Origin of the sequence: Jeotgalibacillus marinus, from assembly GCF_040801915.1 — a bacterium.
Taxonomy (GTDB): Bacteria; Bacillota; Bacilli; order Bacillales; family Jeotgalibacillaceae; genus Jeotgalibacillus; species Jeotgalibacillus marinus.
This window is the reverse complement of sequence record NZ_JBFMIA010000068.1, coordinates 1-764: the sequence shown is the minus strand read 5'-3', so window position 1 is coordinate 764 and position 764 is coordinate 1. Positions and strand designations below refer to the sequence as shown.

Here is a 764-nt window from a genome sequence, read left to right as displayed (position 1 = left end):
CATTTCTGGGCAGCAGCCTATCTCCATATAGGAGCCTCACCTAACGAGGATATTTAGTTTTTTGTTACTTAACGATCCATGAAGTTGGGATCACTTTTATTGTCTTTAAACCACATTTTTAGCGTTTTATAAACCTAAGAACCATGTTGCGATGGAGAAGTAAATTAATACCCCACAAATGTCTGCGATAGAAGTGATTAATGGTGCACTGGCAGTCGCTGGATCCATTTTTAGTTTGTTAAGAATAAATGGTAAAGACATGCCAATCAAACTTCCTAGCATGACGACAAGAACCATTGTCACTGCAACGATCATAGCAATTTCAGTTCCGCCTCTTAAAGCACCTAGAAGGGCTACTCCTACAGCCATTGTAAGTCCAAGGAAAAACGAAACCGAAATTTCTTTAGTAAACATTTTTAACCAGTCTTTGATTTTAACATCGCCAAGTGCGATCGATCGGATCATTAGAGTAGCAGCCTGAGAACCAGCATTTCCACCACTGTCAACGAGTAATGGCAAGAAGAATACAAGTGCAATAGAAGCGGCAATCGTATCTTCAAAGGCTGCAATTCCTGCACCTGAAAATACATTCATAAATACAAGGACAAGTAACCATGTAACACGTTTTCTATAAAGTAAGCCCACGCTCGCTTTTTTTAGGCTTGTTCCTAAGGAAACGACAGGGGCCATCTTATGAAAATCTTCTGTCGTTTCTTTTTGTACAACATCTAGAATATCATCCACATGAACCACACCAGCCATAC

General features: G+C 39.8%; 1 protein-coding gene. It reads right to left on the bottom strand.

The window, feature by feature from the left end; translation table 11 throughout:
• Positions 1–126 precede the first annotated feature (126 nt).
• The coding region (locus AB1471_RS16950) for a magnesium transporter (protein ID WP_367780926.1) at positions 127–764 on the bottom strand (638 nt) is incomplete at its 5' end.